Source organism: Streptomyces pseudovenezuelae (assembly GCF_029892565.1).
Taxonomy (GTDB): Bacteria; Actinomycetota; Actinomycetes; order Streptomycetales; family Streptomycetaceae; genus Streptomyces; species Streptomyces pseudovenezuelae_A.
Map to the genome: position 1 here is coordinate 550795 of NZ_JARXVH010000005.1, position 23391 is coordinate 574185.

The 23391-nt window shown below is 69.9% G+C and carries 26 protein-coding genes; 19 read left to right on the forward strand and 7 right to left on the reverse strand.

Going from position 1 to position 23391, the window contains the following annotated elements; translation table 11 throughout:
- Positions 1–22 precede the first annotated feature (22 nt).
- Positions 23–1459: a regulator gene (locus M2283_RS18960; RefSeq protein ID WP_280877447.1), complete on the reverse strand. Its 1437-nt coding sequence runs from the start codon at positions 1457–1459 to the stop codon at positions 23–25.
- A gap of 296 nt (positions 1460–1755) precedes the next feature.
- Between M2283_RS18960 and lipB the strand changes: the two genes are divergently transcribed.
- From lipB to M2283_RS18980, 4 genes are all read left to right on the forward strand, one after another.
- Positions 1756–2553, forward strand: coding sequence for a lipoyl(octanoyl) transferase LipB (gene lipB / locus M2283_RS18965; protein ID WP_280877448.1), 798 nt, complete (start codon positions 1756–1758; stop codon positions 2551–2553).
- 104 nt (positions 2554–2657) lie between these two features.
- The gene (gene lipA / locus M2283_RS18970; protein WP_280877449.1) at positions 2658–3623 is read left to right on the forward strand and encodes a lipoyl synthase; all 966 of its coding nucleotides are present in this window, start codon (positions 2658–2660) and stop codon (positions 3621–3623) included.
- 226 nt (positions 3624–3849) lie between these two features.
- Complete coding sequence (locus tag M2283_RS18975; RefSeq protein WP_280877450.1) at positions 3850–4050, forward strand: SCO2195 family GlnR-regulated protein; 201 nt, start codon at positions 3850–3852, stop codon at positions 4048–4050.
- Positions 4051–4130: 80 nt separating this feature from the next.
- A complete protein-coding gene (locus M2283_RS18980) occupies positions 4131–4835 on the forward strand; it encodes a DUF4191 domain-containing protein (protein ID WP_280877451.1) in 705 nt (234 codons plus the stop codon).
- Positions 4836–4914: 79 nt separating this feature from the next.
- Here M2283_RS18980 and M2283_RS18985 read toward each other — a convergent pair whose 3' ends face one another.
- Positions 4915–5382: an RDD family protein gene (locus tag M2283_RS18985; RefSeq protein WP_280877452.1), complete on the reverse strand. Its 468-nt coding sequence runs from the start codon at positions 5380–5382 to the stop codon at positions 4915–4917.
- Positions 5383–5579: 197 nt separating this feature from the next.
- Here M2283_RS18985 and glnA point away from each other — a divergent pair, with 197 nt between their 5' ends.
- The 4 genes from glnA (at position 5580) to pspAB (ending at position 8971) form a co-directional block, all read left to right on the forward strand.
- Positions 5580–6989 carry a type I glutamate--ammonia ligase gene (gene glnA, locus M2283_RS18990; protein WP_280877453.1) on the forward strand — a complete coding sequence of 470 codons (1410 nt, stop codon included), beginning with the start codon at positions 5580–5582 and terminating at the stop codon, positions 6987–6989.
- A gap of 117 nt (positions 6990–7106) precedes the next feature.
- Positions 7107–7364, forward strand: a complete 258-nt coding sequence (locus M2283_RS18995) for a hypothetical protein (RefSeq protein WP_280877454.1) — start codon at positions 7107–7109, stop codon at positions 7362–7364.
- Between the two features lie 102 nt (positions 7365–7466).
- A complete protein-coding gene (gene htpX, locus M2283_RS19000) occupies positions 7467–8384 on the forward strand; it encodes a zinc metalloprotease HtpX (RefSeq protein WP_280877455.1) in 918 nt (305 codons plus the stop codon).
- 2 nt (positions 8385–8386) lie between these two features.
- Complete coding sequence (pspAB, locus tag M2283_RS19005) at positions 8387–8971, forward strand: PspA-associated protein PspAB (protein ID WP_280877456.1); 585 nt, start codon at positions 8387–8389, stop codon at positions 8969–8971.
- Positions 8972–9011: 40 nt separating this feature from the next.
- Here the strand turns inward: pspAB and M2283_RS19010 are convergent, their stop codons facing one another.
- Positions 9012–9296: a hypothetical protein gene (locus M2283_RS19010; RefSeq protein ID WP_280877457.1), complete on the reverse strand. Its 285-nt coding sequence runs from the start codon at positions 9294–9296 to the stop codon at positions 9012–9014.
- A 213-nt stretch (positions 9297–9509) separates the two neighbouring features.
- The gene (locus M2283_RS19015; RefSeq protein WP_280877458.1) at positions 9510–10850 is read right to left on the reverse strand and encodes a DUF2252 domain-containing protein; all 1341 of its coding nucleotides are present in this window, start codon (positions 10848–10850) and stop codon (positions 9510–9512) included.
- Positions 10851–11126: 276 nt separating this feature from the next.
- Here M2283_RS19015 and M2283_RS19020 point away from each other — a divergent pair, with 276 nt between their 5' ends.
- The gene (locus tag M2283_RS19020) at positions 11127–12317 is read left to right on the forward strand and encodes a winged helix DNA-binding domain-containing protein (RefSeq protein ID WP_280877459.1); all 1191 of its coding nucleotides are present in this window, start codon (positions 11127–11129) and stop codon (positions 12315–12317) included.
- A gap of 188 nt (positions 12318–12505) precedes the next feature.
- On the opposite strand, the gene M2283_RS19025 is transcribed toward M2283_RS19020, so the two are convergent.
- Positions 12506–12820 (reverse strand): hypothetical protein, encoded by a 315-nt coding sequence (locus M2283_RS19025; protein WP_280877460.1) that lies wholly within the window; start codon positions 12818–12820, stop codon positions 12506–12508.
- A gap of 269 nt (positions 12821–13089) precedes the next feature.
- Here M2283_RS19025 and M2283_RS19030 point away from each other — a divergent pair, with 269 nt between their 5' ends.
- Entirely contained in the window at positions 13090–13788 is a 699-nt protein-coding gene (locus tag M2283_RS19030) for a hypothetical protein (protein WP_280877461.1), read from the forward strand.
- A 3-nt stretch (positions 13789–13791) separates the two neighbouring features.
- Here M2283_RS19030 and M2283_RS19035 read toward each other — a convergent pair whose 3' ends face one another.
- The gene (locus M2283_RS19035) at positions 13792–14688 is read right to left on the reverse strand and encodes an alpha/beta fold hydrolase (protein ID WP_280877462.1); all 897 of its coding nucleotides are present in this window, start codon (positions 14686–14688) and stop codon (positions 13792–13794) included.
- Positions 14689–14761: 73 nt separating this feature from the next.
- On the opposite strand from M2283_RS19035, the gene M2283_RS19040 reads away from it, so the two are divergent.
- From M2283_RS19040 to M2283_RS19075, 8 genes are all read left to right on the forward strand, one after another.
- Complete coding sequence (locus M2283_RS19040; RefSeq protein ID WP_280877463.1) at positions 14762–15235, forward strand: MarR family winged helix-turn-helix transcriptional regulator; 474 nt, start codon at positions 14762–14764, stop codon at positions 15233–15235.
- A 263-nt stretch (positions 15236–15498) separates the two neighbouring features.
- Positions 15499–16527, forward strand: a complete 1029-nt coding sequence (glnII, locus tag M2283_RS19045; protein WP_280877464.1) for a glutamine synthetase — start codon at positions 15499–15501, stop codon at positions 16525–16527.
- 133 nt (positions 16528–16660) lie between these two features.
- Complete coding sequence (locus tag M2283_RS19050) at positions 16661–16783, forward strand: hypothetical protein (RefSeq protein ID WP_280877465.1); 123 nt, start codon at positions 16661–16663, stop codon at positions 16781–16783.
- Between the two features lie 81 nt (positions 16784–16864).
- Positions 16865–17446, forward strand: coding sequence for a winged helix-turn-helix domain-containing protein (locus M2283_RS19055; protein ID WP_280877466.1), 582 nt, complete (start codon positions 16865–16867; stop codon positions 17444–17446).
- 57 nt (positions 17447–17503) lie between these two features.
- Complete coding sequence (locus M2283_RS19060) at positions 17504–18505, forward strand: SDR family oxidoreductase (protein WP_280877467.1); 1002 nt, start codon at positions 17504–17506, stop codon at positions 18503–18505.
- Positions 18506–18599: 94 nt separating this feature from the next.
- Positions 18600–19865, forward strand: a complete 1266-nt coding sequence (locus tag M2283_RS19065) for a sensor histidine kinase (protein ID WP_280877468.1) — start codon at positions 18600–18602, stop codon at positions 19863–19865.
- Positions 19850–20503 carry a response regulator transcription factor gene (locus M2283_RS19070; RefSeq protein WP_280877469.1) on the forward strand — a complete coding sequence of 218 codons (654 nt, stop codon included), beginning with the start codon at positions 19850–19852 and terminating at the stop codon, positions 20501–20503. The genes M2283_RS19065 and M2283_RS19070 overlap by 16 nt, the downstream gene beginning before the upstream one ends.
- A 192-nt stretch (positions 20504–20695) precedes the next feature.
- Positions 20696–22246 (forward strand): DUF1996 domain-containing protein, encoded by a 1551-nt coding sequence (locus tag M2283_RS19075; RefSeq protein WP_280877470.1) that lies wholly within the window; start codon positions 20696–20698, stop codon positions 22244–22246.
- Positions 22247–22356: 110 nt separating this feature from the next.
- Here the strand turns inward: M2283_RS19075 and M2283_RS19080 are convergent, their stop codons facing one another.
- A complete protein-coding gene (locus M2283_RS19080) occupies positions 22357–22764 on the reverse strand; it encodes a hypothetical protein (RefSeq protein WP_280877471.1) in 408 nt (135 codons plus the stop codon).
- A 115-nt stretch (positions 22765–22879) separates the two neighbouring features.
- Here M2283_RS19080 and M2283_RS19085 point away from each other — a divergent pair, with 115 nt between their 5' ends.
- A complete protein-coding gene (locus M2283_RS19085; RefSeq protein WP_280877472.1) occupies positions 22880–23389 on the forward strand; it encodes a tetratricopeptide repeat protein in 510 nt (169 codons plus the stop codon).
- Positions 23390–23391: the final 2 nt, after the last annotated feature.

Genomic DNA, 23391 nt, shown 5'->3' on the forward strand with positions numbered 1-23391 from the left:
GGTCGAAGTTACGGCGCATCCCTCAGCTCAAAGCCGCGACCTTGTCGCGATACCCCCGCACAGGCGCCGCGTCCTTGTACGGCTCCAACCGCCGCTCGAAGTCCCGCACATACTCGATCGCCCTCACCGACCGCATCTCCGCAGCCTGGCCGGCGGCTTCCGCCCCCAACTGACAGGCCTGATCAAGCTCCCCGAGCCCAAGCCGAGCAGTAGCGAGAACAACGCGACAAAAGAGGCGGCTGCGCGCGAAAGCCGGCGCCCTCAACTGCAAAGACCGCTCCGCGTGCTGCGCAGCCGCCCGAAACTGCTGAAGATCCCGATGCGCATGTCCAAATTCATCGGCAAGCTGCGCCTCATCGAAGAACCGCGCCCAGTAAGGCACTTCATCCCCGGCCCGAGCCGCTTCCAGCGCCCGCTCGGCCCGCACAAGAGAGGCGGTACAACTACGCACCTCGCCCAACACCCCGTGCCCCCGCGCCTCGACCGCATGAAGCAATGCCTGCACCACGGGCGGGGCATTGGTCCCAACCCCTTGCTGCGCCACCCGCGCGAGCTGCACGGCCTCCCGCCCATGCCCGAGATAAACGGCCTGCCGACTCATGGTGACCAGCACATACGACCCGTACGCCCGATCCCCCGCCGCCTGCGCGAGCCGCAGCGACTGCACGAAGTACCGCTGAGCAAGCCCGTGCGCCGCGATGTCGTACGAGGTCCACCCCGCCAGCCGAGTCAGGTCGGCCGCGGCAGCGAACAGGCGCCGACCGGTCTGCTCACCGTAGGTGCCCCGCAGCATCGGCTCGCACTCGTGCTCCAGGTAGCGCACGAGGGCCTGACGGGCATGGCCGCCGCCGTACATGTTGTCGAGGGTGCGAAAAAGCTCGCCGACCGAGCGGAGGGCGGCGATGTCACCGGGGGTGACCTTCTGACCGGGGCCGCGCTCGCCCTGGACGCGCTGTCGCGGAACCACCGGACGGCCCTGCGCGGGGACGCGGGGCGACTGCTCGCCGCGGGCGACCTTGTCGTCGGCCCGGCCGATCAGCCAGTCCCGGCTGGGCACGACCAGCCCGGCCGGGGTGAACGCGATCTTGCGGAGCTCGGCGTGACTGCCGGAGTCCTTGCGCCACAGCCCGCCCACGATGTCGACGGCCTCCTCAGGGCTGGCGGCGAACTCAAGACCGGCGTACACCGGCGCACACGCGTCGAGGCCGAGGTCCTGCGCGGAGAGCCGCCGGCCGAGACGGCGGGTGAAGACCTCGGCGATGAGGGCAGGGGTGGTGCCCCGGGGCTGCTGGCCGCGCAGCCACCGGGTGACCGACGTCTTGTCGTATCTCAGATCCAGCCCGTGTTCGAGACCGAGTTGGTCCACGCGACGGGCGAGCCCCGCGTTGGAGAACCCCGCTTCTGCGATGAGCGCGGCGAGCTGGCGGTTGGGAGTGCGCTGCGCGGGTCGTTCCGTCATCTGCGGTGCGGTCTCCTGCCTTTCGGGCCTTCCTGGGGGCGATACGGCCGCCGAGGTGCCCGGATTGCCTGTGAGCAGCCGTTATGGCCGCGCGAACGGCGCGAATGTAGCGGAGCGTAAGCAGGCGATCGCACATTTCGACGTTCATTCATCCGATCGTGTGAGGATTGCCCGCGGGGCTGACGCACGCTCGGCAGTCGTACAGTGGCGTAGGCGCATTTCATGCCTTACGGATGCGACGAGATTCAACAACGCTGTCCAGCGGGATCGCGCGGGATTCAAGGGAGGCGCTTGCCGTGAGTGAGCTGCGGTTCGTCCGCATGGGGTTCGGTACCGAGGCCGTCGAGTACCAGGAGGCCTGGGACGAGCAGCGCCGGGTGCACGCGGCGCGCTTCGCCGACGAGATCCCCGACACCGTGCTGCTCCTCGAACACCCCCCGGTGTACACGGCGGGACGGCGCACGGCGGACAACGAGCGCCCCCTGGACGGCACCCCCGTGATCGACGTGGACCGCGGCGGCAAGATCACCTGGCACGGCCCGGGCCAGCTGGTGGGCTACCCGATCCAGCGGCTCCCGCGCCCGGTGGACGTCGTCGCGCATGTACGACGCCTGGAGGAGGCGCTGATCCGCACCTGCGCGGAGTTCGGCCTGACGACCAGTCGGGTCGAGGGGCGCAGCGGGGTGTGGGTCCTCGGCGACCCGGTCGAGCAGCGGCCGGCGCTCGGCGGACTCTCGCTGGACTTCGACCCGCGGCTGACGGACGACGAGTTCGACCCGCGCCTCAACGGCCCGGAGTACGCGCCCTCCAACGCCGGCCAGCGCCGCGAGGACCGCAAGATCGCGGCGATCGGCATCCGCGTGGCCAAGGGCGTCACGATGCACGGCTTCGCGCTGAACGTGAACCCGGACAACAAGTGGTTCGACCGCATCATCCCGTGCGGCATCCGGGACGCGGGGGTCGCCTCGCTGGCGGCCGAGCTGGACCGGGACGTGACGATCGCCGAGGTGCTGCCGGTGATGGAGCGGCACCTCAAGGACGTACTGGAGAACGCGGAGCTGAAGCCGCGGGAGATCGAGAAGGCGTCCGCCTGACCCGGGAATGCGCCCCTTTGGCCTGAGGTTGGCCTCAAGGCGGGGGCGGAAAGCACGGGCGTACCCTGGTGTACGCCGAAGAATCGAAGCTACAGGGAGCCGATGTGTCCGCAGTCACGCCGGACGGACGCAAGATGCTGCGCCTGGAGGTCCGGAACGCCCAGACCCCCATCGAGCGCAAGCCCGAGTGGATCAAGACCCGGGCGAAAATGGGTCCCGAGTACACGAAGATGCAGAACCTCGTGAAGAGCGAGGGCCTGCACACGGTCTGCCAGGAAGCCGGCTGCCCGAACATCTACGAGTGCTGGGAGGACCGCGAGGCGACCTTCCTCATCGGCGGCGACCAGTGCACCCGGCGCTGTGACTTCTGCCAGATCGACACCGGCAAGCCCGAGGCCCTGGACCGCGACGAGCCGCGCCGCGTGGGCGAGTCCGTGGTCACCATGGACCTGAACTACGCCACCATCACCGGCGTCGCCCGCGACGACCTGGAGGACGGCGGCGCCTGGCTGTACGCGGAGACGGTCCGTCAGATCCACCAGCAGACCGCGGAGCGTGAGGCCGGCCGCACCAAGGTCGAGCTGCTGGCCCCCGACTTCAACGCCGTGCCGGAGCAGCTGGCCGAGGTCTTCTCCTCGCGCCCCGAGGTCTTCGCGCACAACGTCGAGACGGTCCCGCGGATCTTCAAGCGGATCCGCCCCGGCTTCCGTTACGAGCGTTCGCTGGAGGTCATCACGGCCGCCCGCGACTACGGCCTCGTCACCAAGTCGAACCTGATCCTCGGCATGGGCGAGACCCGTGAGGAGGTCAGCGACGCGCTCCGGCAGCTGCACGAGGCCGGCTGCGAGCTGATCACCATCACGCAGTACCTGCGCCCGACCGTGCGCCACCACCCCGTCGAGCGCTGGGTGAAGCCGCACGAGTTCGTGGAGCTGAAGGAGGAGGCCGAGCAGATCGGCTTCTCCGGCGTGATGTCGGGCCCGCTGGTGCGTTCCTCGTACCGCGCGGGCCGCCTCTACCAGATGGCCATCGAGAAGCGAGGCGCGTACGTCGCCTCGCAGGCCGTGTGAATTCAGGCACAAGAGGCTACCGTTCGGTAACTACCGTTTGACCGCGGCCCTGACCCGTCCTCGCAGTTGAGGGACTCATCAGGGCCGCGTCGGCGTTTGGGGCCCGCGCATCAAGGCTTCATTGGTGTTTGACCGGTCGGTCACGCCCTGGTAACACCAAACAGTGACCCTGGTATCACAGCACGTACACCCAACATCAGAGCCGTTCCGAGGGGGGACCTCCACCATGCAGGCCGCGCCCGTCCGCGCCACAGCCATTCCGTCCTTCACCGACGCACTGCGCGCGGTCGAATCGCTGCTCCTGAGCAGCGGTCAGCGCACCGCCCGGCGGAACGCCTGGACCTCCGTCCTGGAGGACCGTCGCCGCGCCAAGGACCGCGTCGAGGCCCAGCGGGTCCTCGAAGAGGTCACCTCCGCCCGCCTCTGAGGCCCACCCCCTCCTTCCTCGCACCCTCTCGTCGGGCACTGCCGTCGTCGGCGCTCCCGGGGCCACGTAGACTTCACGGCATGGCGAGGAAGGACACAGCAGCGGACACCGCTGCTAACCCCGGGCGACTGAAGCAGATCGCTCTGACGTACAAGATGACCCGCAAGGCCGACAAGAAGATCGGTCTTGTACTCGCGGCTGTCGGCATCGGCATCTTCGGTGTTTTCCTCGCGATCGGCTTCTTGATCGGTCACCCCATCTATCTCGGAATCCTGGGCCTGTTGCTCGCCTTCCTCGGAACGGCGATCATCTTCGGGCGCCGGGCCGAGCGGGCCGCGTTCGGGCAGATGGAGGGCCAGCCGGGCGCCGCCGCGGCGGTGCTCGACAACATCGGCCGGGGCTGGACGACGACACCCGCGGTGGCGATGAACCGCAGCCAGGACGTGGTGCACCGGGCGGTCGGCAAGGCCGGCATCGTCCTGGTCGCCGAGGGCAACCCGAACCGGGTCAAGAGCCTGCTGGCCGCCGAGAAGAAGAAGATGAACCGCGTCGTCGCGGACGTACCGGTACACGATCTGATCGTGGGCACGGGCGAGGGCCAGGTCGAGCTGAAGAAGCTGCGCACGGCGATGCTGAAGCTGCCGCGCGTACTGACCGGGCCGCAGGTGACCGCGACCACCGACCGGTTGCGCGCGATGGGCGACCTGATGAGCAACATGCCGCTGCCGAAGGGCCCGATGCCCAAGGGCATGAAGCTGCCGAAGGGCGGCGGAAAGGCCCGCTGATCTTCTTGCACGAGAAAGGGGGCGCCCGGAGTGATCCGGGCGCCCCCTTTCTCGTACCAGGAGTTCAGTTACGAGGAGTTCAGATCCGCACCTCGACCGTGCGCGCCAGTCTGTCGTGCAGCCCCCGGCCGTCGCGGTCCCAGATCAGGGCCGGGACGGCGATGCAGAGGAGGGCCGTGCGGAGGGTGGCGCGCAGGAGGTTGGGGCGGCCGGTGGCGAGGTCGGCCACGCGGAGGCCGAAGAGTCGCTTGCCGGGGGTGAAACCGATCGTGCCGACCGTCAGAACGCCCAGGACGAAGAAGATGAGCAGGGCCCAGTTGCCGGTCGCCTGGTCGTAGCCGTGCGTCACCAGGCCGTATGCGATCAAGAGGCACAGACCCCAGTCGACGACCAGGGCGCCGAGCCGGCGGCCCGGGCGGGCGATGGAGCCGGGCCCCTCCTCGGGCAGGCCGAGCTGCTCGCCCCGGTATCCGAAGTCGACACCGGCGTGTTCGGCTGCCGCGCGGGGGCCCGAGAGCCACGAGCCGATTGCATCCCTGTTGTCCACCCGACCACGGTACTGCCCGCGTTTCGGGATACGGACGGGTGGGGTCAACCGGGCGCGGTCCGGTTAACTTGTGTGAAACAAATGGGTCACGCCCGAGAAATCACGCGTCCCTAGGGTCGAGGTCAGCGTGTGCCACCGCACTGGCCGCACAAACGAACTACCACCCCGGCGGGACGGTCGGGAGTAGGAGGAGCTGGATGTTCCAGAACGCCGACGAGGCCAAGAAGTTCATCGCGGACGAGGACGTCAAGTTCATCGACGTCCGCTTCTGCGACCTGCCGGGTGTCATGCAGCACTTCACGGTGCCCGTCGAGTCGTTCGACCCGGACGAGGAGCTGGCCTTCGACGGATCCTCGATCCGCGGCTTCCAGGCCATCCACGAGTCCGACATGGCCCTGCGCGCCGACCTGTCGACGGCGCGCGTGGACGCGTTCCGCCGCGACAAGACGCTGAACATCAACTTCTTCATCCACGACCCGATCACGGGCGAGCAGTACTCCCGCGACCCGCGCAACGTGGCGAAGAAGGCCGAGGCGTACCTGACCTCGACCGGTATCGCGGACACCGCGTACTTCGGTCCCGAGGCCGAGTTCTACGTCTTCGACTCCGTCCGCTTCGCGACCACCGCGAACGAGTCCTTCTACCACATCGACTCCGAGGCCGGCGCCTGGAACACCGGTGCGCTGGAGGACAACCGTGGTTACAAGGTCCGCTACAAGGGCGGTTACTTCCCGGTCCCGCCGGTCGACCACTTCGCCGACCTGCGTGCCGAGATCTCCCTGGAGCTGGGCAAGGCCGGCCTCCAGGTCGAGCGCCAGCACCACGAGGTCGGCACCGCCGGCCAGGCGGAGATCAACTACAAGTTCAACACGCTGCTCGCCGCGGCCGACGACCTCCAGCTCTTCAAGTACATCGTGAAGAACGTCGCCTGGCGCAACGGCAAGACCGCGACCTTCATGCCGAAGCCGATCTTCGGTGACAACGGCTCGGGCATGCACATCCACTCGTCGCTGTGGACCGGCGGCTCCCCGCTCTTCTACGACGAGGCGGGCTACGCGGGCCTGTCGGACACCGCCCGCTACTACATCGGCGGCATCCTCAAGCACGCCCCGTCGCTGCTGGCCTTCACCAACCCGACGGTGAACTCCTACCACCGTCTGGTCCCGGGCTTCGAGGCGCCGGTCAACCTGGTCTACTCGCAGCGCAACCGCTCCGCCGCGATGCGTATCCCGATCACGGGCTCCAACCCGAAGGCCAAGCGCGTCGAGTTCCGCGCGCCCGACTCCTCCGGCAACCCGTACCTGGCCTTCTCGGCGCTCCTCATGGCCGGCCTGGACGGCATCAAGAACAAGATCGAGCCGGCCGAGCCGATCGACAAGGACCTCTACGAGCTGGCCCCCGAGGAGCACGCGGGCGTCGCCCAGGTCCCGACCTCCCTCCCGGCCGTCCTCGACCGCCTGGAGGCCGACCACGAGTTCCTGCTCGCGGGCGACGTCTTCACGTCCGACCTGATCGAGACGTGGATCGACTTCAAGCGCACGAACGAGATCGCGCCGCTGCAGCTGCGTCCGCACCCGCACGAGTTCGAGCTGTACTTCGACGTGTGATCGAGCCCACGCCGTGAGGCGACGCCCCCGTTCCCGATTCACAGGGACGGGGGCGTCGTCGTATCGTTCTGGCACAGCTGTTCGACGGTAGTGGCAGAGGCAACGGGGGACACGGGGATGCCCGAACAGGACGACGCCGAGCGGGAGTTCGACATCAGGTGGGCGGACGACGCCGAGCACAAGGAGCCCTCGGCGCGGGCCCGGATGCTCGCCGCGCGGTGGAAGGAGAACCCGCCCGCACCGCAGCCCTTCCGCGCCGACCCCGGTCCGGCCGGTCCGCGCCGGTCCTCGTGGGTCTCGACGACGGTCGTGCTGGGCTGCGTCGCCGCGATCATCCTGGTGCTGGGGTACGCGCAGTTCCGGGCGCCGTACTAGACGCGGGCTTTGCTGCTCCTAGGCCTGATCGGGACCGCTTCATGGGAGTGGCCGGGTGCACACTGGCTGTAGGGACGAGTGCCTGACTGCGGGGTGATGCACATGCAGAGCCGATTCCGGAGCGACCGGCGGTTGACCGTGCGGATGACGGTCACGATGTTCCTGCTCGGATTGTTGTACGTGGTCTTCGTCGGCGCGCTGATCGTGCTGCTGAAGTCGTGGGTGCTGGTCGTCGTGATAATCGCCGCGATGTTCGTGGCGCAGTTCTGGTTCTCCGACCGGATCGCGATGTTCGCCATGCGCGGGCGGGTCGTGGAGCGCGAGGAGTATCCCGAACTGCACGCGGTGGTCGACCGGCTGTGCGCGCTGGCCGACATGCCCAAGCCGGTGGTCGCCGTGTCCGAGATGGACATGCCGAACGCGTTCGCGACCGGGCGCAGTCCCGAGCACGCCGTGGTCTGTGTGACCACGGGGCTGCTGCGCCGGCTGGAACCGGCGGAGCTGGAGGGCGTCCTCGCGCACGAGCTGTCGCACGTGGCGCACAAGGACGTCGCCGTGATCACGATCGCGTCGTTCCTCGGGGTGATCGCGGGACTGATCGTGCGGTTCGCCTTCTACTCCCAGCTGTTCGGCGGTGGCCGCCGCGACCAGAACACGGCGATGGTCTTCGCCGCCGTGATGGGCGTATCAGCCGCGGTGTACGCGCTCAGCTTCCTGCTGATCCGGGCGCTGTCCCGGTACCGGGAGCTGGCCGCGGACCGAGCGGCGGCGCTGCTCACCGGGCGGCCCTCCGCACTGGCCTCCGCGCTGACCAAGGTCTCCGGCGACATCGCGAAGATCCCGACCAAGGATCTGCGCACCGCGCAGGCGTTCAACGCCTTCTACTTCACCCCGGCGACCGGCAAGGAGCCGGGCATCGAGCGGCTGTTCTCCACCCACCCGTCTCTGGAGCAGCGGCTCGACCAACTGGGGCGGATCTCCGCCGAGTTGGGTGAGGCGGCGACCCCCGGAAAGGCGTGAGAATGGGGCTGCTGGACATTCTGCTCGGGCGCAGCAAACCTGCACTGCCCGATCTCGACCGGCTGTTCGCGCTGCCGTCGGCGGCCGTGACCCTGGAGGCCGCGGCCGGTTTCACGCCGACCGGCAGTGGCGCGGTGTGCTTCGCCACGGTCGAGGGCGCCGCGTTCGAGCAGACGCACCGCGAGGTCCAGGCCCTGCTCGACGCGGACGCGGACCGGGACGGTCCGCCGGTGGAGCTCAGCCAGGACGGGTTCGGCTACTCCTGGCTGGTGTCCCGGCGCTCCCCCGACCAACTGTCGCAGCTGGTCAACGATCTGCACGCGGTCAACAGCTCGATGGAGGTCAACGGCTTCGGCCCGCAGCTGCTGTGCTCGCTGGCCGGCTTTCGTGACGAGGCCGGCCGGCGGCTCGCGCTCGTCTACCTCTACAAGCGCGGCACGTTCTATCCGTTCGCGCCGCTGCCCGGCGAGGGACAGCGGCGCGACAACGCGCTGGAGCTGCAGGTGAAGGCGGCACTCGCCGACGACCTGCGGATGGAGCAGGATCTGAGCCGGTGGTTCCCCGTGTGGGGTGCGCCCGGGCTGTGAAGCACGGTTGTCACCACCACAGTTGTCACCACCACAGGTCTCAGCCGCTCTTCTCCTTCGACTGGCGACGGGACTCCAGGGGGCGCTCGCGGCGGTAGCGGCGCTCCCATTTGGCCTGCATGTCACGGCGCTTGCGGTAGGCCTGGTACGTCGAGGGCATCGACCCCGACGACGAGCCCCCGCTCGACGCGGACCGCGAGGTGGAGCCGCTCCGCCCGTACTGCAGGTACAGGAAGAGGACGCCGGCGGCGGCCAGCCACCAGACGTGGTTCTCGAATCCTAGGAGGACCAGGACGACTGTCCCGGATATCAGCATGGTGCCCATGACGGGCCTCCGTGGGCGTGGGTTTCTGAGCGGTGTCGGTGTGCCGACGAGGCGCTGGGGGAGGACGCCCGTCGAACGGTGGCTAGAGACTAGCCCCGGGTCCGCGGGGTGATGCCGGTCCTGCGGAAAGCGGTGGTGGCCAGCTCCGTAACGTGTCTCCAGAGTAGGGACGCGATCACGCGGCGTGCATCTCCTTTTCCCGCGACCGTCCCGTCAGACCTCCGGCGTCGCGCGCACCACGCCCGCCGCGACGGCCGCGCCCAGGGCCGTGTGGTCGGCGGCGGTCTGGTCGGCGTAGCGGAACGCGAAGTCGGCGACGGCCTGTTCGAAGGTGTCGGCGCCGCCCAGGTAGGCGGCGATGGCGACGCGGTCGCCGGAGCGGGCGTGCGCGCGGGCCAGGGCGGTGCCGCACAGACGCGCGTAGCCGAGGAGGTCGGCCGGGCTCATCCCGGCGACGTCGGCGGAGCCCTTCATGTCGCGTAGTTGGCGCCAGTAGAAGGCGCGGCCCTGCGGCCCGGTCATCCAGCCGAGGAAGATGTCGCCAGCGGCCTGCATCAGCCGCTGCCCGGCCACGACGCGGTGCCCGGGATGGACGTACGGCCCGTTCGGCAGGTGCTCTTCCAGTACGGACTTCCGCGCCTCCTTGATCTGCAGGAACAGCGGGTCGTCCAGGTCCCGTCCGGCGAGCAGCACGATGAAGCAGCGGGTGCCGACGCTGCCGACGCCGACGACCTTGCGGGCGGCGTCCACGAACCGGTAGCGGTCCAGGAGGAGTCGGCGTTCCTCGGCGAGGGTGGAGCGGTAGTCGCTGAAGATCTTGCGCAGGGAGGCCATGTCGGCGGCGCCGGCCGGTTCCAGCAGCGGCGGGTCGTGGACGATACGGCGGCGGCCGTCGACGGTCTCGGTGAGCTTGCCGACGGCCTGGAGGCTGGTGCGGCGGCGGGCCCGGGTGAGGCTGGAGGCGACCCTGCGGCGCCGGCGCGCGGAGCGGACCAGGGGCAGCAGGCTCTCGGCGTCGATGTGCTCGTACCAGACGGTGAGTTCGCCCTGCCGGGCAAGTCGCCGCATGGTGGCGCGGTACGCGGCGACGGTCTCCACGACAGCCCGCCGCACCTTCGCCTCCGGGTACCCGTTCTCCCGCCCGGCCACGGAGACGGAGGCCGCGAGCCGTTGTACGTCCCACTCGAAGGGGCCGGGGAACGTCTCGTCGAAGTCGTTGAGGTCGAAGAGCAGGGTGCGTTCCGGGGAGGCGTACAGGCCGAAGTTCAGCAGGTGGGCGTCGCCGCACAGCTGCACGGTCAGCCCGGTGTGCGGCCGGGACGCGAGGTCGCCGGCCATCACGGCGGCGGCCCCGCGCAGGAAGGCGAACGGCGAGGCGGCCATCCGCCCGTACCGGATCGGCAGCAGCTCGGGCAGCCGGTCGCGGCCCTGTCGCTCCAGTACGGCGACGGGGTCGGGGCGGTCGACGGGCGGGATCCAGTGGGCGTGCGCGGAACGGGAGACGCGCTTGCGGGCGGCCCGGCCGCGTTCGGCACGGGTCACGGGCGTGGTCATGGCATCCACCGCTGCATGCCGAACCTGCCCATCACGGCTCCTTCGTCTCCGGTTGTCTCGTACTGCGCGCCTAGGTCGCAGTCAAGGCGGGCACGGGGGTGTGCGCATGCCGGGTACGGCGATGGAGTGAGAGGGGGTGACTTTTGGGGTGAACGGAGGGCGGCTGGAGGGTCGGCGGATGCGCGCCCGGCGGGCGTCGGACCCCGTTGTCAGTGCCGTCCGCGAAGATGACCTCACGGGCGGGACGACGGGGTGGAGTGACAGGTGGAGGCCGGAATGGGTGGCAGTGGCGGGGCGCGGCGCATCGGGGCGCCGGAGCGACGGGCGCGGCTCGCGCTACGGCATCGGCTGACCGGTCCCGCGCGAGCGTCGAGCCCGGAGGAGGTCGCGGACACCCTCGTCGCGCTGCACGGCTCGGACCCGGCGACGGTGTACCTGGCCCTGGGCGCGCGGCTGGCGGACGCGGCGCGGACGGTACCGGCCACCGAGCGGGCGCTGTACGAGACCCGGTCCCTGGTCCGTATGCACGGCATGCGGCACACGGTGTTCGTGTTCCCCACGGACCTCACGGCCGTCGTGCACGCCTCGACCGGCCTCGCGGTGGCCGCGCGCGAACGGACCTCGCTGCTCAAGGCCATGGCGAAGGCGGGCGCGCCGGACGCGGCCTGGCTGAAGGAGGTCGAGGAGTCGGCGCTGGCCGCGTTGGCGCTGCGCGGTCAGGCGACGGCGGCCGAACTGGCCGAGGACGAGCCGCGGTTGAGGGAGCGATTCGTGTACGCGGCCGGCAAGAGCTACGAGGGCGTGCACACCGTCTCGACCCGCCTGTTGAAGGTGCTGGGCGTCGAGGGCAAGGTCGTCCGGGGCCGCCCGCTCGGCTCCTGGACGTCCAGCCAGTTCCGCTGGGCGGTCACCCCCGAACACCCCGAACTCGACCTGGCCGAGGCCCAGTCGACCCTCATGTCCCGCTGGCTCAGGACCTGCGGCCCGGCCACGGAGGCGGACCTCAAGTGGTGGACGGGCTGGAAGGTGACGGACGTACGCCGAGCGCTGAAGGCGATCGGCGCGCGGGAGGTGTCCCTGGACGAGGGCCCGGGGTACGTGATGGCCGACGACATCGACCCGGTCGCGCCCCCCACCGAACCCTGGGCGGCCCTGCTCCCCGCCCTCGACCCCACGGCGATGGGCTGGCAGCTACGGGACTGGTACCTCGCCCCCGAGCTGCGCCCGCACCTGTTCGACTACAGCGGCAATGTGGGACCGACGGTCTGGTGGAACGGCCAGGTGGTCGGCGCGTGGGCCCAGCGGGCGGACGGCGAGATCGCGTGGCGGGTGCTGGTTCCGGGCGGGGTGAGCCGGGAGGCCGAGACGGCGATCGGGGTGGAGGCGGAACGGTTGCGGGGGTGGGTGGGGGCGACGAGGGTGACGCCGCGATTTCGGACGCCGGTGGAGAAGGAGTTGGCGGGGTAGGGGTTGCGCGGGCCGTTTGGCTTCGCCGGGCCGGGTGCTCTCTCAGCGCCGGTCCGCACCTTTCAGCCCGTCCGGCGTTTGAGGACGAGGCCGTTCAGGCCGAAGCGGGCCTGGAGGCGGCAGCCCCCAGACCGACGGCAACGCAAGCGCCGGGTCACGCACAAAGACACGTCACCCGGCGCAAACGCTCACCGCGTGTACCGCATCAACGCCCGCACCATGTGACACGTCGTGTCCGACGGCGGGTGCACGCCGATCATCTCCGCGGCGCTGCGAATCGTCTCGTTGCGCGCTTGGTTGGGCACGTACACGCCCGAGTCGAGCAATGCGATCGCAAGCCGCATCGCCTTGAGGCGACGGTTGTGGGAGACGTACCACTCGCGCGGGCGTCCCGGCGGCAACGGGCGCTTCTCCACCGGGTCGTACGGCAGGTCGAGCAGGACGGGGCGCTTTGCAGTGGACTGCATGGGCAGGGGCTTCGGCTTCAGGGCGGCAGCGGGCACAGGCATCCTCCTGTCGCGTCAGGGCGGCCACCGGGGACCTTTTCACCCCCGGCGATTCCCTCGAACACTGCTTCTATTCTACCGCCCGCCACTGACAAAAGCCCCTGGCCACAAGGTCGTTGAGGCTCCTGCCGACCCCTGTCGAAAACGGGCCTCTGTGACTCCCCTGTGACGTACGTTACTTCGGTGACTCCCGTCACGGCTGAGTAACCCTGTTCGAGATCTCGTAAGTAGCGGCATACGCCCCCCTAGCTCTTCAGGAGTCGCGGATGTCGCGCAGGAGAACTCTCGGTACGAAGAAGAAGATCGCACTGCTGGTCGGTGCCGCGGCCGTGGCGGGAGGCGGGGCATTCGCGATGGCGACCACGTCGAACGCCTCGCAGAGCCCCAAGACCCTGTCCTCCGCCGCGGACTCGAACGTGTGCCTGGGACTGGCCACGGCCCTCGGCAACAACCAGACGTTCATCGACGGGCAGCGGGCGAATCCCGACGCACAGTCCGAGGCGCGGATCGCCAACCGCGAGGCGGTCATCGCGCAGATCAAGGTCCAGCAGGAAGCGTCCGGTTGCACCGTTGGGGAGTCGGCTCAGGACTCCCAGACGTCGCAGCCGCCGGCGCAGGGCGGACAGCAGGACGACGCGGCGGCTCAGCCCTCGGAGCCCGCGGCGAGCACCCCCGCGGACGACGCGAACGGCGACGACGACGCCGCCGCGGGCACCGGACAGCAGGTGTGCAACGGCTCGACCGTGACCCTCTCCGGCGAGGCCGGTGCGCCGGCCGCCTCCAGCAACCAGTTCCCGGCGGGAACGACGCTCAAGGTCACCAACCTGGACAACAACAAGTCCACGACGGTGAAGGTGACTTCGGTCTCCGGCAGCTGCGCCCTCCTGAACAACGCGGCCTTCGAGCAGGTCCGCGAACCCGGCAAGTTCTTGATCCGACGCGCGCTGATCGAGAAGGTGGGGTGAAGCTCAACGACGTAGGAACTCCGTGAGGCGGCGGCCGAGTTCGGCCGGTGCGGACTGCGGCAGCGCATGGTGCGAGACATCCGGAAGCACGACCGTCTCCACCCGCGGCAGCAGCGCACCCGCCCTCGCCGCCACCCGGTACGTGTCATGGGTCCTGCTGCTCCCGGCCAGGAGCAGCAGGACCGGCATGTCCAGCCCGCGCAGCCCGTCGGGCGCGGGGCGCGGACCGGTCACCGGCTTCGACACGGAGGGGAAGCCGGCGGCCGCCTCCTGAAGTCGGAGCCAGTCGGGGTCGAGGTGCACTCCCCCGCTCTCCCACTCCAGGAAGCCCCTGACCCGACCGCCCGTCGGCCGCAGCAGCATCGGCAGGGCGTGCAGCAGGTACGACGCCCGGAAGCCGGCGAAGCACTGGGTCGGGTCCAGCAGACACAGGCTGCGCACGCGCGCGGGTGCCCTCAGTGCGTAGTGGAGCGCGATCCAGCCGCCGTAGGAATGACCGCCGAGGTCCACCCGCTCCCCCTGTTCGATGCCGAGACCATCGAGCACCGCGTCCAGCCAGTCGTTGAGGTCGGCGACCGTACGAGGATGACGGTCGGCGGCGAGGGTGCCGCGCCCCGGGACCCCGACCAGGTCGACGGCGTACACGCGATGGTCGACGGCCAGGTCGGCGGCCTGGGCGTACCAGGACGCGGAGGTCGCTCCCCCGCCGCCCGGCAGCAGGACGAGCGGCGGGCAGTCCTGCGGACCGCACGCGTTGACGTACGCCGTGCCGAAGGGGGTGGGCACGGTGATCGCCTCCCGCGGGGTCGGCCACTTGGCCATGACCTTGTCGTACGCGGCGAGGAAGCCGTCGATGTCGTAGGTGGCGTGGGTGCCGTGGGTGCCGTCGGTGTCCTTCATCCCGTTCACGTCTCCCCTATTATCTCGTTGAGCGAGATACTCGGTCAGCGAGATAATAACCGGAGGCGAGCCCGTGCAGAAGCAGTCGCACCCGCAGCCGCGACCCCAGGGGCCCGAGCTGGAGATCGTCCATCTGCTGCGTGCCGTGACCCTCGAACTCGGCCTGCACAGCGCCCGGTTCGCGAATCGCAACGGCATGCACCCCACGGACGTACGCGCGTTGATCGCTCTCATGGATGCCTCGCGGGCGGGTGAGGAGATGACGGCCGGGCGGCTGGGTGCGGCCCTTGGGCTCAACTCGGCCGGGACGACTGGCCTGTTGGACCGGCTGGAGCGGGCGGGGCACGTGCGGCGGGTGCGGGGGGAGGGGGATCGGCGGAAGGTCGTGATCGAGGTGGACTCGAAAGCGGTCGAGCTCGGGTGGGACTTCTTCGGGCCGTTGATCGGGCGGACGGTGGAGCTGCTGCAGGGGTACGACGAGCGGGAGCGGGCCGCGATCCGGGGGTTCCTGGAAGGGGTGCGGGAGGCGGCGGGCGAGGACGGCTGAGGCGGACGCCCGCGCCCAACCCCATCGCATACGAGCCGTCGTACGCCCTCCGCTCTGCGACTGCGAACGGCCGGTCCGGACCCCGTGCCCGCCCGCGCCGCGTGAAGCGCGCCACAGAACGCCCAGGTAACACGGGGTTCACAGTCGGGCAATGATCGGGAAATCGCCTGTTGACAGGCTGCCGGGCATCGAACGCGGCGTCCCGGTGCCGCAGCGCCGCAGCACCCGCAAGCGCGTAGACACATCCCCGAAGGAAGTGGCCCGTGACCTTCAAGGCTGAGTACATCTGGATCGACGGCACCCAGCCGACGGCGAAGCTCCGCTCCAAGACGAAGATCCTGGCGGACGACGCCAAGGGCGCCGAGCTGGGGATCTGGGGCTTCGACGGGTCGTCGACCAACCAGGCCGAGGGCCACGCGTCGGACCGTGTCCTCAAGCCGGTCTTCACCTGCCCGGACCCGATCCGCGGCGGCGACGACGTCCTCGTCCTGTGCGAGGTCCTCAACATCGACTTCACGCCGCACGAGTCGAACACCCGGGCCGCGCTGACCGAGGTGGCCGAGAAGTTCGCCTCGCAGGAGCCGATCTTCGGCATCGAGCAGGAGTACACGTTCTTCAAGGACGGCTACCCGCTCGGCTTCCCCAAGGGCGGCTTCCCGGCCCCCCAGGGCGGCTACTACTGCGGTGTCGGCGCCGACGAGATTTTCGGCCGTGACATCGTCGAGGCCCACTTGGACAACTGCCTCAAGGCCGGCCTCGCGATCTCCGGCATCAACGCCGAGGTCATGCCCGGCCAGTGGGAGTTCCAGGTCGGCCCGGTCTCCCCGCTGGAGGTCTCCGACCACCTGTGGATCGCCCGCTGGCTGCTCTACCGCACCGCCGAGGACTTCGACGTCTCCGCGACGCTGGACCCGAAGCCGGTGAAGGGCGACTGGAACGGCGCCGGAGCGCACACCAACTTCTCCACCAAGGCGATGCGCGAGGGCTACGACGCGATCATCACCGCCGCCGAGTCGCTGGGCGAGGGCTCCAAGCCGCTCGACCACGTCAAGCACTACGGCGCCGGCATCGACGACCGCCTGACCGGTCTGCACGAGACCGCCCCGTGGAACGAGTACTCCTACGGCGTCTCCAACCGCGGCGCCTCGGTCCGTATCCCGTGGCAGGTCGAGAAGGACGGCAAGGGCTACATCGAGGACCGCCGCCCGAACGCCAACGTCGACCCGTACCTGGTGACGCGGCTGATCGTCGACACCTGCTGCTCGGCGCTGGAGAAGGCCGGACAGGTCTGATCCGCCCGAGTCCACGCGAAGGGGCGTCCACCGGCCACGGTGGACGCCCCTTCGCGTGGGCCCCTCCCCCGGGATGCGTCCAAGCTGTGAGAGGAGACTCCTGTTGCGGGCCCGTGTCTGCTTCAATGGGCCCATGACCGGCTTCCAGAATCACACCGCGACGGGTCGCCATGACCTGGAGCCGTTCTGGCCGTCCCGTCAGCACCACGACTTCGACCGGGTGTGTTGCCGCGCGATGAACGCGCCGGCCCTCTAAAGCCGTACCTCCTGGCCTTCGGCCGGCGCGACACGAGTACGTCCCTCGACGAAACCTCTCGCGCGAAAGAGCTGATCTCTCATGGCGATCGTCCGTTCTCTTCCCACCGCCGCCGCCCCCGCCGCCACGCTGGACACTCCCGCCCCGAACGGCACCCGCAGTCATCTGCGCGCCGTGGACCGGGACGAGGTGATCGACGTCGCGGAGTTCCTGCCGCCGGGTGCCACCTGGCTGCCCGCACCCGCGCACACCCTGCCCACGCTGCCGGGACAGCCGCCGATGGTCGGCTACCTGGTCCTCATCCCGGCCGACGGCCCGCACCTGGCCCGGCCCGAGCTCGCCCCGGCCCCCGAGGCACTCGACGCCGACGACCCGCTCGTCCGCATCGACCCCGTACAGCGCACGGCCGCGGTGGACGGACGCGAACTCGACCTCACGTACCTGGAGTTCGAGCTGCTCGCCCACCTCGTGGCGTTCCCGAACCGGGTGCACACCCGCGACCAGCTGGTCACCACGGTGTGGGGGTACGGCCATGTCGGCGACGGCCGCACGGTCGACGTGCACATCGCCCGGCTGCGCCGCAAGCTGGGCGCCGAGCACCGCCAGGCGATCCAGACCGTGCGCCGGGTCGGCTACAAGTACACGCCGCCGACCGGCCGTTGATCTGCTGACGGCAGAGGACCGTTCCGCCCCGCGGACGAATCGGGCAGAGTCACCGGCATGAGACTTCTGGTGCTGGGTGGTACGGAGTTCGTGGGACGGGCCGTCGTCGAGGCGGCCCTCGGGCGCGGCTGGGACGTGACCGTCCTCAACCGGGGACGGCAGGTACCCATGGCCGAGGTGCGGTCACTGCAGGGTGACCGCACCGCCCCCGACGGACTCGCCGCCCTCGCCGAGGGCGAGTGGGACGCGGTCGTCGACACCTGGTCGGCGGCGCCCCGGGCGGTGCACGAGTCGGCACGGCTGCTGCGGGGCCGCGTGGGCCGGTACGTGTACGTGTCGAGCTGCTCGGTGTACGCCTGGTCCCCGCCGGCCGGGTACGCCGAGGACGCGCCGCTGGTCGAGGGCGCCGAGCCCGACGCGGACCGCACGGACTACGCGCGCGACAAGCGCGGCGCCGAGATCGCCGCCGTCGAGGCCTTCGGCGCGGAGGACTCCGTGCTGGTACGGGCCGGGCTGATCCTCGGCCCGTACGAGAACGTGGGGCGGCTGCCGTGGTGGCTCGGCCGGATCGCGCGCGGCGGACCCGTGCTGGCCCCGGGGCCACGGGAGCTGCCGCTGCAGTACGTCGATGCCCGGGACCTCGCCGAGTGGTGCCTGGGCGCGGTGGAGCAGGGGCTGAGCGGGCCGTACAACCTGATCAGCGCGCCGGGGCACACGACGATGGGCGAGCTGCTCGACGCGTGTGTCCAGGTCACCGGCGGTCCGGCCGAGCTGCGCTGGACCGCGCCGGAGGTCGTCCTGGACGCCGGTATCGAGCCGTGGACGCAGTTGCCGGTCTGGGTGCCGCCGAACTCCGACATGCACGACGCCCTGCACAGCGCTGACGTGTCGCGGGCGCTGGCGACGGGGCTCACCTGCCGCCCGGTCGGCGAGACCGTCGCCGACACCTGGGCCTGGCTGCGGTCGATCGGCGGGACGGTTCCCGTGCGGCCGGGCCGTACGCCCCCGGGGCTCGACCCGGAGGAGGAGGCGAAAGCGCTGGGCCTTCGGACTCCCTGAGCGCGTCCCTGAACAGGGGGTGGGGCTGGCACCACCCCCCGCCGGGTGGTTCGACCCCGTGACCTGTGGGGAGCGGCTCGGCGAGACTGGCGGCATGGAGACCAAGAGCGGGAACAGCAGGGCGCGGTCGGTCGCGGTGGACGGGGCCAGGGCGCTCGCGCTGGCCGTCGTGTCGCTGGCCGGATCGCTCACGCTGTTCGTCCTGACCTTCGTGTCGATCGTGCTCATCGTGCTGGGCGTCGGGATCGTCACGACCCCCTGGGTGCTGACCGGTGTGCGCGCCTTCGCGGACTGGCGGCGGCTGGTGGCGGCCGAGTGGTGCGGGGTGCGGATCCCGCCGGCGTACCGGCCGCTGCCCCGGGACGCGAATCCGTGGACGCGCACCTTCGGGATGCTCGGCGATCCGGCGACCTGGCGGGACCTTCGCTGGCTGGTGGTGGACATGACCGCGGGGTTCGTGACCGCGCTGCTGCCGGCGATGCTGCTCCTGTACCCGTTCGAGGGCTTCGCGCTGGCGTTCGGGCTGTGGCGGGTCTTCACCGACGGGACGTACGTCGGCTGGTGGTACGGCTTCGTGCCGGTGAGCGGGCAGGCCTCCGCGCTGCTCGCGGGTCTGCTGGGCGCCGTCCTGCTGGTCGCGGCCTGGTTCCTCACGCCGGTCCTGCTGCGCGTCCACTTCCTGCTGACCCGCGCCGTGCTCGCCTCCGGCCAGGGCGAACTCGCCGAGCGGGTAAGGGTGTTGACCGAGACCCGGCGGGACGCGGTCGACACCTCCGCCGCCGAACTGCGCCGGATCGAGCGCGACCTGCACGACGGCGCGCAGGCCCGGCTGGTCGCCATGGGCATGGATCTCGGCACCATCGAGGCGCTGATCGAGAAGAACCCGGCGAAGGCACGGCAGTTGCTCGCGCAGGCCCGGCAGAACTCCGTGGAGACCCTCGCCGAACTGCGCGACCTGGTGCACGGCATCCATCCGCCGGTCCTGGCCGAGCGTGGACTGGGCGACGCCGTAAGGGCGTTGGCGCTGCGGCTGCCCGTACCGACGGACGTCACCGTGGAGTTGGCGGGGCGGGCGGACGCGCCGGTGGAGTCGGCCGCGTACTTCGCGGTGAGCGAGATCCTCACCAACACGGTCAAGCACGCGGACGCCGAGCGCGTCTGGGTCGACCTGCACCACACCGACGGCAGGCTGCGGATCACGGTCACCGACAACGGCAGGGGCGGCGCGGCGATCGGAGCCGGCTCCGGACTCTCCGGGGTCGAGCGGCGGCTGGGTACATTCGACGGCGTCCTGGCCGTCAGCAGCCCCGCCGGCGGTCCCACCATGGTGACCATGGAGATCCCTTGCGTGTTGTCCTAGCCGAAGACCTGTTCCTGCTGCGCGACGGTCTGGTCCGCATGCTGGAGGCCTACGACTTCGAGATCGCGGCGGCCGTCGAGACCGGCCCCGAGCTGGAGCGGGCGCTGGCCGAGCTGGCGCCGGACGTCGCCGTGGTCGACGTACGACTGCCGCCCACGCACACCGACGAGGGGCTGCAGTGCGCGCTGCGGGCCCGCCGGGCCAGACCCGGGCTGCCGGTGCTGGTGCTGTCCCAGCACGTGGAGCAGCTGTACGCGCGCGAGCTGCTGGCCGACGGGACCGGCGGGATCGGCTATCTGCTCAAGGACCGGGTGTTCGACGCGGAGCAGTTCGTGGACTCGGTACGGCGGGTCGCGGCGGGCGGCACGGCGATGGACCCGCAGGTGATCCAGCAACTGCTGTCCCGGCGGGCCGCCGACGACCGGCCGCTGGGGCGCCTGACGCCGCGCGAGGTCGAGGTGCTGGAGCTTATGGCACAAGGCCGGTCCAACGCGGCGATCGCGGGACAACTGGTCGTGACGGAGCGGGCGATCGCCAAACACACCTCCAACATCTTCGCCAAGCTGGATCTTGAGGTGTCGGACGACGACAACCGTCGCGTACTGGCCGTATTGGCCTATCTCGACCGGGGCCGCTGACCACTTCGCGTGAGGTCACGGCAACTCCTCGTAGGGTTTGGGGAGTTGAAACCCAGGTTTCCCATCAACCTCTCATTAATTTGTGAGTCGGCTGAACACCTCGGAGGCCCCTTGCGTATCAAAGGGCGCCGCTTCACTCCTGTCGGGCGCCTTGATGCCCCGCCAAGCCCGCAAGGAAGTCAGAGGAGTTCCATGGGACGCAACAATCGCAAACGCCGTACGCCGCTGGCCACCAAGGCCATAGCCGCATCGGCGGCCCTAGCGCTCGGTGGGGGCGGGCTGATCTGGGCGAACTTCTACGCCTCGGCACACGAGTCGAACAACGCCGGCCAGAATCAGACCAAGGCCGCCAACGCTTCGTCCGTGGCCACGATCTCGTGCCCGGATGTCGGCCAGAAACTGACGAACGTGCCGAATGCGGCGCGTAACGGCGTGGCGAAGGAGCTGGCGACCCTCGACAAGCAGATCACCGAGGCCTACGCCCGGCTCGCTTCCACCCGGCAGGCGCAGGCAGGCGACGCGAACTTCGTGCAGAACGCGATCGTCGGCCCCCTCAAGGAGAAGCGGACCGCGACCCTCAACCGGATCCGGATCGACATCCAGCGAGTGGGCGGCCAGGTCGACGCGGCCGGGCTGAGCGCGCTCGCCACCTGTACGACACAGTCCGCCAACCAGACCAACGCCGGTGGCGGCGGTGGCAACAACAACGGCCAGAACAACGGCGGCCAGAACAACAACGGCGGCCAGCAGGGCAACGGGGGCCAGGCCACGGCCGCCCCGAGCGCTGATCCGAGCGCCCCCGCGAACATCGGCGGACAGGCCGGCAACGGTCCGGTGGCCGCCGACTTCGTGGACATCACGAAGGCCGCGAACAACGTCCAGGGGAAGCCGCAGCAGCAGCAGGCGGGCTCCACCGGTACGTTCACCACCAAGTGCGGCGTGAACGCGAACAAGAACCACAACACCGACAACGTGATCGTGGCGCCCGGCGTGACCAACGGCGCGCACCACCTGCACGACTACGTCGGCAACCAGAAGGTCGACGCTTTCGCCACCAACGACTCGTTGGCCGCGGAGCAGACCAGCTGCCAGAACCAGAGCGACAGTTCGGCGTACTACTGGCCGGTCGTGCGTATCCAGGACGGTACGAAGGACTTCGACCAGAACGCGGACGGCGGTGGCAAGGAAGGCAACGTCGGCAAGATCCTGACCCCGCAGTCGGCCGAGATCAAGTACGTCGGCAGCCCGGCCAGCAAGGTCACCGCGATGCCGCAGTTCCTGCGCATCATCACCGGTGACGCCAAGACCACCACCAACGGTCTGGCCAACGCCAACGCGCACTGGAGCTGCACCGGCTTCGAGGACAAGGTGCAGCTGACGGAGCAGTACCCGATCTGCCCGCAGGGCAGCAACGTGGTGCGCACCTTCGCCTTCCAGAGCTGCTGGGACGGCACGAACATCGACAGCGCCAACCACCGTACCCACGTGGCCTTCGCCGACCCGGCGAGCGGTGTCTGCGGGAACGGCTTCAAGGCGATCCCCCAGCTGACGATGCGCCTGGTCTACAAGATCAACCCGCCGACCCTGCAGAACGGTCAGGTGAAGAACGCCTACGCGGTGGACGGCTTCCCGGAGCAGCTCCACAAGTCGGCCACGGACCACGACGACTTCATCGCGGTCTTCAAGAACGGCCTGGCGAACAAGATCGCCAACTGCATCAACTCCGGCAAGAAGTGCCAGTGACGATGTAGCACCGGGAGACCGGTGATCGGTGACAGGTGACAGAAGCGGGCGGTGGGAGAATCTCCCACCGCCCGCTTCGCCGTATGCCGGTTGTCGTACGCCCGAGCCGTTCAGCTGGTGTGCTTGCTGTGGTCGGTGCCGATCTCCTCCTCGCCGCCCAGTGTGAGCTGCAGCGCCTTGACCACCTTGTCCTCGCCGACGGCGACCCACTTGCGGCCGACGAGGTAGAAACCGCCGTAGTCCTTGGCGTCGTTGATCCACTCGCGCTGGCCGCGGTCGGTGGCGAAGGTGGCGAAGACGAACTTGCCGGCGGAGGTCTTGCAGATCGCCTGCCGGACCTCGTCGGAGTCGATCTGTATGTCCGGGGTGCACTTCGCCTTGGCGGCCAGGCTCTCCAGGCTGCCGGTCGCGGTGACCGGCACCTTGGCGGCCGCGTCGCTGTCGCCGGATCCACAGCCCGCCAGCGCCACGGCGGCCGCGGCGCCCGCAACGGCGAGCATCGGTCGGGTCAACCTCATCTGTTCCTCCGGTCGCTCTGCTGGCCCAGGGGCCCGTCCCCTTCGATACGGCTGTGAGACGCGGTGCGCTCAAATCCAGTGTCCTCGTGGGTACGCCTGTGCGAACGTATGCCCCGTGAACCAAGACTGGGAAGATCGCGTGACCGCCGCCTGGGCCGGCTTCGACGACTACGCCGAGGAGGAGGCCGCCGATTTCCGTGCCGTGATCGACGCCCTCGCCGCCGAGCTGCCCGACGGCAGCCCGCTGGGCTCCTTCGAGCGGGCCTGCGCCTGGGACTCCACGGGCCACTCGGACCGGGCGGTGCCGCTGTACCGGGAGGCGCTGGCGCGCGGACTGAGCGAGGCCAGTCAGTACAAGGGAGGTCGGGCCAAGATCCAACTGTCCAGTTCGCTGCGGAACATCGGGGAGGCGGAGGAGGGCGTCAAGCTGCTGACCCCCGAACTGGACGCACCCTCCGACGAGTTGGACGACGCCGTACGGGGCTGCCTCGCGCTGTGCCTGTCCAGCCTCGGCCGCGACCGCGAGGGCCTCTCGCTCGTCCTGGGTGCGCTGGCCCCTCATCTGCCGCGCTACCAGCGGTCGATGGCGAACTACGCGCGGGCTTTGGTCGAACCGGAGGCCTGACT